Origin of the sequence: Lacticaseibacillus suilingensis (genome assembly GCF_016861845.1) — a bacterium.
Lineage (GTDB): Bacteria > Bacillota > Bacilli > Lactobacillales > Lactobacillaceae > Lacticaseibacillus > Lacticaseibacillus suilingensis.
The window spans coordinates 113,682-122,932 of record NZ_BOLV01000008.1 but is presented as its reverse complement, the minus strand read 5'-3'; the positions used below and the strand labels follow the sequence as shown (position 1 = coordinate 122,932).

The following is a 9,251-nucleotide window of genomic DNA, read 5'->3' as shown; positions in this document are numbered from 1 at the left end:
TCAAGGTCAGAATGGAAGACAAAGAAAAAGAGAAAGCCTAATAGATCAACTTTCTCTTGACTGATGGTAGAAAAAAGCGCCTCACCCGCAGGTAAGACGCTTCAATGACGAATTAGTCGATGGCTTTAACGTTGTAGAAGGACTTGCGGCCCTTGTACGCAGCAGAAGTGCCAAGTTCGTCTTCGATCCGCATCAACTGGTTGTACTTCGCAATCCGGTCGGTCCGGCTCATAGAACCAGTCTTGATTTCGCCGGCGTTCGTTGCAACAACGAGGTCAGCAATCGTGGTGTCTTCGGTTTCACCAGAACGGTGGGAAACAACGGCGGTGTAGCCGGCTTCTTTAGCCATTTCGATGGCTTCGAAGGTTTCGGTCAAAGTACCGATTTGGTTAAGCTTGATCAAGATGGAGTTCGCAACGCCCATGTCGATCCCCTTCTTCAGGTAATCGGTGTTGGTAACGAACAGGTCATCACCGACCAGTTGGACTTTGTCGCCCAACTTAGCCGTGATCTTCTGCCAGCCTTCCCAGTCGTTTTCGTCGATTGGGTCTTCAATCGAAACGATTGGGTACTTGTCAACGAAGCCAGCGATCAGGTCGATGAATTCGTCGGTGGTGTAAGACGTGTCAGGATCGGACCACTTCAGGGTGTACTTCTTGCTTTCAGCATCGTAGAACTCTGAGGAAGCAACGTCAAAGGCAATGGCAACATCTTCGCCAGGCTTGTAGCCGGCTTTGGTGATGGCTTCAACTAAGAATTCGAAGGCTTCTTCGTTATCCTTCAGGTTAGGAGCAAAGCCGCCTTCGTCGCCGACAGCGGTGATGTCGCCCTTTTCCTTCAAGAGTGCCTGCAAAGCATGGAAGGTTTCAGAACCCATGCGGATTGCTTCGCGCATGGACTTGGCGCCAACTGGCATGATCATGAATTCCTGGAAGTCAACGGTGTTCGTGGAGTGCGCGCCACCATTGAGGACGTTCATCATTGGGGTTGGCAGCACATGAGCGTTAGGGCCGCCAAGGTATTGGTACAATGGCAGACCAACTTCGGAAGCAGCAGCACGGGCTGCAGCCAAGGAAACACCCAAGATGGCGTTGGCACCAAGCTTGCCCTTGTTCGGGGTGCCGTCCAAGTCGATCATGGTCTTGTCGATCAGGCGCTGTTCAGTAGCGTCCAAACCGATCACGGACTTTGCAATCACGTCATTGACGTTAGCAACGGCCTTCAAAACGCCTTTGCCGCCAAAGCGGGACTTGTCGCCGTCACGCAGTTCAACGGCTTCGTGTTCACCAGTAGAAGCACCTGATGGCACCAAAGCACGGCCGAAACCGCCATCTTCGGTGTACAATTCAACTTCAACAGTCGGGTTGCCGCGAGAATCTAAGACTTCGCGAGCCAAAACATCTGTAATGATAGACATATGTCTTCTCCTTTATTTTTGCCCGAAGGCACTTTTTTTAATTTGAGTTGATCACGCAGGCGTGATTAGTCTTGGTAGTTGGCCAAGGCGATGAAGCTTTCCGGATCCATGGAAGCACCGCCGACCAAGCCGCCATCGATATCAGGCTTAGCCATCAATTCCTTGACGTTAGCAGGCTTAACGGAGCCGCCGTAAAGAATGCGAACGGCGTCAGCCACATCAGCATCATACAACTTAGCGACCGTTGCGCGGATGTGCGCAACCACGGCTTGGGCCTGATCAGCCGTAGCCGTCTTGCCGGTGCCGATAGCCCAGATTGGTTCGTAGGCAATCACAGCGACTTTAACTTGGTCTGCAGACAGGCCGGCCAAAGCAGCTTCAACTTGGGAAGCTACCCAGTCTTCAGTTTGGCCAGCTTCACGCTGAGCCAAGCTTTCGCCGCAGCAGATGATTGGCAGCAGGCCATTGTTGAAAATGGCGTGAGCCTTTTTGTTAATGTCTTCGTCGGTTTCGTGGAAGTAGCCGCGGCGTTCGCTGTGGCCGATCACGACATAGTCCAGACCCATTTCCTTAAGGGCTTTTGGTGAAGTTTCACCAGTAAAGGCGCCTTCGTCTTCGAAGTAGCTGTTTTCAGCTGCGGTCTGCAGCGGGGTGCCTTTAGCGCCAGCCACCAAGGTGGACAAATCGATTGCCGGTGCGGCAATGACGGTTTGCACCTTGCTGGATTCTGGCAACTTACCCTTAACGCCATCTAAGAAGGCTTGGGTTTCTTCCGGGTTCTTGTTCATTTTCCAGTTCCCGGCAATAATTGGTGTACGCATTACAAACTTCCTTTCCAAACGCAGTGATTACTTCTCGGAAATCGCAGCGATCCCTGGCAAAGTCTTACCTTCAAGGTATTCAAGACTTGCACCACCACCAGTGGAGATGTGGGTGATCTGAGGCGCGATGCCGAGCTGCTTAGCAGCCGCAGTGGAGTCGCCGCCGCCGATAATGGTGGTAGCATCCTTCAAGGCACCCAGCGCTTCGCCGACTTCCAGCGTGCCCTTGGCGTAGTTAGGCATTTCGAACACGCCCATTGGCCCGTTCCAAACCACCGTCTTGGCACCCTTCAAAGCAGCCTTGATGTCTTCAACAGACTTCGGGCCGATATCAAGGGCCATGTAGCCATCAGGAATCGCCCCTTCAACGACCTTGTGTGGGGCGTCGTTGGAGAATTCGGTGGCAACCACGTTGTCGACTGGCAAAAGCAGCTTGTCGCCGGCTTCGTCCATGATCTGCTTAGCCAGTTCAATCTTGTCCTTTTCAACCAAGGACTTACCGATTGACAGACCCTTAGCAGCATAGAACGTGTAAGTCATCCCACCACCAACAATAATCTTGTCAGCCTTTGGTACCAAGTTGCGGATGACACCGATCTTGTCGGAAACCTTCGCGCCACCTAAGATAGCAACGAATGGGCGCTTTGGATTTTGAACCGCGTCACCTAAGAACTTGATTTCCTTTTCCATCAAGAAACCAGCAGCAGCTTGCTTCATGTTGGAAGCAATGCCGACGTTAGAAGCATGGGCGCGGTGCGCGGTGCCGAAAGCATCGTTAACATACAGGTCGCCCAAGGAAGCCCAGTACTTGCCCAATTCTGGGTCGTTGCCGGATTCCTTTTTGCCGTCTAAGTCTTCAAACCGGGTGTTTTCCATGACCAGAACATCGCCGTCATTCATCTTGTTGATGGCGTCTTCCAGTTCTGGACCGCGGGTAGCAGGAACGAAGGTGACTGGCTTCTTCAGCAATTCGGACAGACGTTCTGCGACTGGACGCAGGCTCAACTTAGCCTTGTCTTCTTCAGTCTTCACGCGGCCCAAGTGTGACAGCAAGATGGCCTTGCCACCATGGTCGATCACATACTGGATGGTTGGCAAAGCTGCCACGATCCGGTTGTCATCACCGATAACGCCATCCTTGATCGGCACATTGAAGTCGACCCGGATGAGGACTTTTTTGTCCTTAACGTCTAAATCAGAAACGATCAATTTAGCCATTGAATAAAACCCTCCTAAAAATGGATGTCCACTTAAAGCCCGGCCAAACGCGGACTAGGTTTGCCCTAGCGGCATTGCTGCCGCCACGGCAAGCCCAGTCCACGAATGTGAACCGGAGCCTTGAAAAAAGGGCGGAGGGAGTTACTCCCTCCGCCCTCTTCATCAAACGGTTGAAATGAGCTTACTCTAACGAATTAGAGGGTAGCAAACTTCAGCAGGGTACGAATCATTTGGCAAGTGAAGCCATATTCGTTGTCGTACCAAGCAACCGTCTTAACCAGTTGGTAGTCACCGGCGGTTGTAACTTCGGTCTGGGTTGGGTCGAAGATTGAACCGTAAGTGGTGCCGATGATGTCTGAGGAAACAACTTCGTCAGCGTTGTAGCCGAAGCTTTCGTTGCCTTCAGTGTGCTTCTTGATGGCTTCGTTGACTTGGTCAGCCGTAACGTTCTTGGTCTTCAGGATGGAAACCAATTCGGTCAAAGAACCGTCGACAACAGATACACGCTGAGCGTGGCCCTGCAACTTGCCGTTCAGTTCTGGGATAACGATACCGATAGCCTTAGCAGCACCGGTGCTGTGAGGAATGGTGTTAACCGCAGCAGAGCGAGCAGCGCGCATGTTGCCGCCGCGAACTGGGCCGTCCAACAGCATCTGAGTGGAGGTGTAAGCGTGAACCGTGGTCATGGTACCAACTTCGATGCCGAATTCCTTGTTCAGGAAGTAAGCCATTGGTGCCAAGCAGTTGGTCGTGCAAGAACCAGCGGAAACGATCTTGTCGTCAGCAGTCAATTCGTTGTCGTTAACGTTGTAAACGATCGTACGGATCTTGCCGGCAGGAGCGGAGATCAGAACACGTTCTGCACCGGCATCCAAGTGAGCCTGAGCTTTTTCAGCAGAGGTGTAGAAACCAGTACATTCGAGGACATATTGAACACCGTCGTTCTTAACCCAAGGAATGTTCTGTGCTTGTGGTTCTGCGTAAACGCGGTATTCCTTGCCGTTAACAACGATACCGTTGTCGGTAGCGCTGACTTCACCAGGGAAAGTGCCGTGAGTTGAATCATACTTCAGCAGGTGAGCCAACATCGCTGGGCTGGTCAGATCGTTGATTGCGACAACTTCGATGTCGTCACTCTTGGCGCCCAATTCGAAGATGCGGCGGAAAGCCAAACGACCGATACGGCCAAAACCATTGATACCAATTTTAACAGTCATGCTAAAATTTCCTCCTTTAGGAAATAAGAGTTTTATTCTAACGGGTTTCCCCAGTTAAAATCGCATTTGAGGCACCGACGTCCGTGATGAGCCACGTCCGACTCGGTGCATTTTTCATATACGCCGCAATCGCTTGAGCTTTGGATTTGCCTCCGGCGACGGCGAACACATATGGGATATGATCAAGATCCGGAATTTGTAACCCAATTCTTGGAATCTTGTAAATGACCTGCCCTGCTTCATCGAAGAACGTGCCGAAAGTTTCTGAAACGGCATGTTTCTCGACCAGCTTGGCAATGGTAGCTGGAGCCATGGAACGACGCTTGGCCATGACCAAGGCATCCCCTATACTATGAATCACAACCTGAGCATTGTCAATCAATTGAAGCACTTCTTGCACCGATGGCTCTTTGAGCAAAGGTTGGTAAGTTTCGGCGCTGACATTTTCAGGAATGTAAAGCACGCGATACTTGCTGTCCGTTGCTTCGGCCATGCTGGCGGCGACGGAATTGGCTTGAATGGCTACCGCCTCACCGACCCCGCCGCGAGCTGGCACGAAGGTCAACTCGCGACCCGCCGACAGCTTGTAGGTCATCTGTTGGGCGACCCGCGCCATCGTGGTGCCGCCCATGACAGCGACGGTTAGCCGCCCAGCTGGCAATACCAGCTGCAAGGTTTGGTTGAGCTCTTTGCCCATTTCGTCCAACACGCGGCTGCTTTGATCGGCATCGCCGTTAACAATGAGACAATGATCAATGCCCAACTTGTCGGCCAAGCGCTTCTCATCTTCTTTGAACCCAAGCAGCTGATTCATAAACTGCTCCAGGCCTTCAAAGACTTCAATGCCCTGGCTGGTAAGGACCATGCCGGATTTGGAACTTTCAATCAGCCCCTGCTTGCGCAGAAAGTCGGTCTCAGTGCGCAGCACCCGTTCTGAAATCTTCATTTGCTCGGCGAGTGAGCGCCGACCAACTGGTGCCATCCAGCTAATGAACTGAAGGATCTGATAACGTTTCGTAATCACGCCCATGAGGTCTGGCGCGATTGCTTCGATCCAGGCGAACTCAGAATGCATAGGTCATTATCCTTCTTGTGGGTCTTACTGTGTCCCGCTGTGTCACATGACGACCCAGCACTTGTAAAAAAATTAGGAACCCCAGTGCGACCTGTTTTTCCTTACCAACGACTCCTATTATAACCACTGCTCGAAAAGCAAGCAAGCAAAACGCCCAATCTCCCCAAAAGGTTCAAAATATGGAAGATTAGGCGCCCGAGCCATGACTATTTTCGGGTTGAAATCGGTTGCGGCGCTTTGTGGCCACCGGTTTCGGGAGCCCAAATTCGGCTTTCTTCTCACGGGATTTTCATTCAATTCCAGCTCGGTCCTAACACCGGCTGCGTCAGCAATTAAAACTTCCATTGCTCCATTCAATCGTGTACAATAATCTCGACAAATGCGATGGCCGCAAATCTGGAGGCATGACAATGACAAAACCAATTCGTTTGAATGAGCAACTTTGCTTTTCAATCTATAAAGCCCAAAAACAGTTCAATCATTTCTACGCACAGGCGCTGGCCAAGTACAAACTGACCTATCCGCAATACATCACCTTGCTGTCGCTTTATGAGCACGGCACCATGTCCGTCAAGGAAGTCGGCCAGGCGTTGGATCTGGACTCCGGCACCTTAACTCCACTGATGAAGCGGATGGAAAAAGACGGCTGGATCTCGCGCAAGCGTTCGACCGTTGATGAACGCCGCGTTGATGTCAGCTTGACCGAGAAAGCCGAGATGATGCGTGATGACATTTACGAACACGTCGGCTCTTGCATGACCCTACTCAATCTGCCAGAAGAATCTTATGTGGCGATCAAAGAGAGCGTTGACCGCGTGGACGGCAATCTATCCGCCATCCCAGATGAGTCTTTGAACTAAACGAGCGCACAAAAAATCGCCGGCCTGTTGCTTTCGCAACGGACTGGCGATTTTTGGTCGCTAGTGATGTTACTTTTGATCAGCCTTAGAGGTCAAAATATCATCGATCAGGCCGTAATCCTTCGCTTCTTGGGCGCTCAGGTAGTTGTCCCGTTCGGTATCTTTCTTGATCTTCGCTTCGGTTTGACCAGTCGCATCAGAGAGAATCTTGTTCAGCTTCTTGCGAGCTTTCAAGATTTCTTCAGCGGCAATTTCGATTTCAGTTTGCTGGCCCTGGGCACCGCCAGATGGCTGGTGAATCAGGATTTCGGAATTAGGCAACGCAAAGCGCTTGCCTTTCTTCCCGCCGGCTAACAGTACGGAGGCCATGGAAGCCGCCATCCCGATGGCAATGGTTTGCACGTCGGCGTGAATCAGGTTCATGGTGTCCAGCATCGCCAGACCAGAGGTGATCACACCACCTGGGCTATTGATGTAGAGGTAGATGTCTTTGTCAGGGTCTTGCGCGTCCAAAAATAGGAGTTGGGCAATGATCGAGTTGGCCACTTGGTCATTAATCTCCCCGGACAGCATGATGATCCGGTCTTTTAACAGGCGGGAGTAAATGTCATAGGCACGCTCGCCGCGGCTGGTTTGTTCAACAACTGTCGGAACTAACATATTGGAACCTCCTCATCGCGAGTTTTAGCACTCTTAAAAGTACAGTGCTAAGTATAAAGCTAAAGTCAAAGAAGGTCAAATCTTTTCTTTGCCTTTGCTTGGCTCTAGTTTAGCATAGCGCAGCGGGAAAATATCAGGCTTGCGCTTTCGCTCAGGGTCAAGTTCAGCGCCCCTTACCGCGGAGAAACAAAAACGTCCTTCACTGTATACTTCTCGTTAACCCTGCCGCGCAGCTAAAAGTGCCAGCACTGGTTAGCTTTGACGTCACTGAGTTGCGCTCATTCATAATCGCTAATCCGCTCGTAAAATCACCCCGATCTAGTGCTCCTTTCTTGCATGACGGTTCGAGCTCTTTATGGTCTTCAGGTGACCATTCAGCATGCCAATCACGGTTCCAAACTCATCTGACATGATTGTGCGATGCATGCCACAATTCCCACGACAATCAGCTCTCACCACGGCGCAAGTCATCTTCAAACACGCGAATGATGAGATGCAAATCATTTAACCGGAGGCGGTTTTCACTGCGCACATAGGTTGTCATTTCCACCCTCCCCGGTCGATTTGATCTAAGTTATCCTCAAGCCACTGGGCCATTTTCGTTGCTCGGAACCTGTAACCATCTCCCCGACCCTTCGACCAGTGCAGTAAGGCACCGCATCTCTCAAGCTCCGTTCGCTTTGGTTTCAAAACGTTGTTCAAAAAGTCAGTTCTGCGGTAGCCATTCAATCGCCTCAGACAGTCAGCAATTGACCAACGACCGCCAAGCAGTGCGGTTTCAGCTTCTTGTCTGGCTACCGCCAGCCGCTTTTCTAAGTCTTCCTGCCGTAGCACAATAATTCCTTCATCTGTGTCTTCAAGTACTTTTACTTGTAGCATCCCGTTCATTCCCTTTCACTTATGGTTTGTGTGTCCTGCGTCCTTTCCATTCAGAGGAAATAGCGCTACACTTGACTCATCAAATTGGACAAGGAGCTGATAGCTTTGGAAACCTTTTTGATTTTCACTGTGAGGTAATACGTTTGTCAGCACTGCGAAAGTGGGTACGCCTCCCTTAAAGCGGGCTCCAGCAGTCATGGAGAAGTGGTGCGAGCGACGTAGTTCATCAGCAGTACCGGACGACGATACCGGTGAATTGATGAAGACAAGTGTCGGATTTTTAACTGAGCAAAATTTCGCAGCCCCGAGTAGCCGACACTATTTGGGGTTTTTGATTGCCTGATTAGAATCAAAGTCTGGAAAACGCTTCTTGACCCGCCTTAGCAAGGCAATTCTTGGTTCTGGAAAACTGCCCTCGATTTTTGAGTAATGCGAATAGGAGGTCCCAATTTCCCTGGCAAATTCTGGCTGCCGCCATGAACCTTACACTCGACTCTCTCGTCAGCCTACTTGACCTCGCTGAGTGGATTACAATCAGTGACATTACTATGTCCTTTTCAAGATGACATCTCAGTTGTTTTCAACAAGCTCGCGAAAACGCGTCAGTAGCACGTCTGTGTCTTCGACTCCTATCAGCTCCAGAAACGGTCTGGTGCCAAAATGGCTGAGCAACAATGTGATCGATTTTCCTGAAGATCGTGGCGTTGTGATAGGCCGGATCCACCGTTGCAGGCAATACAGTTGACAGCGATACCCGGAATGCTGATGCGGTGTCCTCGCTAGTCAAGGTCGATGACATTCCCGTGGCGCGGACGAGATTGTCACTATCGATGGTGGTTCCATGGAGCCCACTACCAGCTGGGCGACCAAATCTGCATCCACTGGCAGCAGGTCATCGAATCCGGCGAGCTGGCTGTAGTCCGCGTACGGGGTGAAGTCGTCACCTTCAAGCAGATTCGCTTAGACGCGAAGGAGCTGCACAGATTCAATGACGCGTACCTCGGCAGAGAATTCAGCTACGAAAAGGTCGAAATCATTGGAAGGGTCATTCAGTAAATAGAGCCCATGTCATGAAATTACCAAGAATGAGAGAGGAAATTAGAT

Annotated in this window: 9 protein-coding genes; 2 read left to right on the top strand and 7 right to left on the bottom strand. The window is 51.0% G+C overall.

Features of this window, described 5'->3' with window-relative positions:
• Nucleotides 1–112: 112 nt before the first annotated feature.
• The 5 genes from eno to JUF11_RS06470 all read right to left on the bottom strand — a co-directional run bounded on the left by eno (nucleotide 113) and on the right by JUF11_RS06470 (nucleotide 5,748).
• Complete coding sequence (gene eno, locus JUF11_RS06490) at nucleotides 113–1,417, bottom strand: phosphopyruvate hydratase (protein ID WP_125580930.1); 1,305 nt, start codon at nucleotides 1,415–1,417, stop codon at nucleotides 113–115.
• A 65-nt stretch (nucleotides 1,418–1,482) separates the two neighbouring features.
• Entirely contained in the window at nucleotides 1,483–2,238 is a 756-nt protein-coding gene (gene tpiA, locus JUF11_RS06485) for a triose-phosphate isomerase (RefSeq protein WP_204118863.1), read from the bottom strand.
• 27 nt (nucleotides 2,239–2,265) lie between these two features.
• A complete protein-coding gene (locus tag JUF11_RS06480) occupies nucleotides 2,266–3,456 on the bottom strand; it encodes a phosphoglycerate kinase (RefSeq protein WP_125580934.1) in 1,191 nt (396 codons plus the stop codon).
• A 194-nt stretch (nucleotides 3,457–3,650) separates the two neighbouring features.
• Complete coding sequence (gene gap, locus JUF11_RS06475; protein WP_125580936.1) at nucleotides 3,651–4,673, bottom strand: type I glyceraldehyde-3-phosphate dehydrogenase; 1,023 nt, start codon at nucleotides 4,671–4,673, stop codon at nucleotides 3,651–3,653.
• A gap of 37 nt (nucleotides 4,674–4,710) precedes the next feature.
• Nucleotides 4,711–5,748 (bottom strand): sugar-binding transcriptional regulator, encoded by a 1,038-nt coding sequence (locus tag JUF11_RS06470; RefSeq protein ID WP_204118862.1) that lies wholly within the window; start codon nucleotides 5,746–5,748, stop codon nucleotides 4,711–4,713.
• A 410-nt stretch (nucleotides 5,749–6,158) separates the two neighbouring features.
• On the opposite strand from JUF11_RS06470, the gene JUF11_RS06465 reads away from it, so the two are divergent.
• Entirely contained in the window at nucleotides 6,159–6,608 is a 450-nt protein-coding gene (locus JUF11_RS06465; RefSeq protein ID WP_204118861.1) for a MarR family winged helix-turn-helix transcriptional regulator, read from the top strand.
• Nucleotides 6,609–6,677: 69 nt separating this feature from the next.
• On the opposite strand, the gene clpP is transcribed toward JUF11_RS06465, so the two are convergent.
• Nucleotides 6,678–7,268 carry an ATP-dependent Clp endopeptidase proteolytic subunit ClpP gene (gene clpP / locus JUF11_RS06460; protein WP_125580942.1) on the bottom strand — a complete coding sequence of 197 codons (591 nt, stop codon included), beginning with the start codon at nucleotides 7,266–7,268 and terminating at the stop codon, nucleotides 6,678–6,680.
• 540 nt (nucleotides 7,269–7,808) lie between these two features.
• Nucleotides 7,809–8,147: a DUF771 domain-containing protein gene (locus tag JUF11_RS06455; protein ID WP_204118860.1), complete on the bottom strand. Its 339-nt coding sequence runs from the start codon at nucleotides 8,145–8,147 to the stop codon at nucleotides 7,809–7,811.
• 792 nt (nucleotides 8,148–8,939) lie between these two features.
• On the opposite strand from JUF11_RS06455, the gene JUF11_RS06450 reads away from it, so the two are divergent.
• The gene (locus tag JUF11_RS06450; protein WP_204118859.1) at nucleotides 8,940–9,203 is read left to right on the top strand and encodes a LexA family protein; all 264 of its coding nucleotides are present in this window, start codon (nucleotides 8,940–8,942) and stop codon (nucleotides 9,201–9,203) included.
• The last annotated feature ends 48 nt before the right edge of the window (nucleotides 9,204–9,251 follow it).

What these genes read in the sequence shown, in the direction of transcription:
- JUF11_RS06455 (WP_204118860.1), bottom strand. Translation starts at nt 8,147, where the DNA reads ATGCTACAAGTAAAAGTACTTGAAGACACAGATGAAGGAATTATTGTG.
- JUF11_RS06465 (WP_204118861.1), top strand. Translation starts at nt 6,159, where the DNA reads ATGACAAAACCAATTCGTTTGAATGAGCAACTTTGCTTTTCAATCTAT.
- gap (WP_125580936.1), bottom strand. Translation starts at nt 4,673, where the DNA reads ATGACTGTTAAAATTGGTATCAATGGTTTTGGCCGTATCGGTCGTTTG.
- JUF11_RS06450 (WP_204118859.1), top strand. Translation starts at nt 8,940, where the DNA reads ATGACATTCCCGTGGCGCGGACGAGATTGTCACTATCGATGGTGGTTC.
- JUF11_RS06470 (WP_204118862.1), bottom strand. Translation starts at nt 5,748, where the DNA reads ATGCATTCTGAGTTCGCCTGGATCGAAGCAATCGCGCCAGACCTCATG.
- JUF11_RS06480 (WP_125580934.1), bottom strand. Translation starts at nt 3,456, where the DNA reads ATGGCTAAATTGATCGTTTCTGATTTAGACGTTAAGGACAAAAAAGTC.
- eno (WP_125580930.1), bottom strand. Translation starts at nt 1,417, where the DNA reads ATGTCTATCATTACAGATGTTTTGGCTCGCGAAGTCTTAGATTCTCGC.
- clpP (WP_125580942.1), bottom strand. Translation starts at nt 7,268, where the DNA reads ATGTTAGTTCCGACAGTTGTTGAACAAACCAGCCGCGGCGAGCGTGCC.
- tpiA (WP_204118863.1), bottom strand. Translation starts at nt 2,238, where the DNA reads ATGCGTACACCAATTATTGCCGGGAACTGGAAAATGAACAAGAACCCG.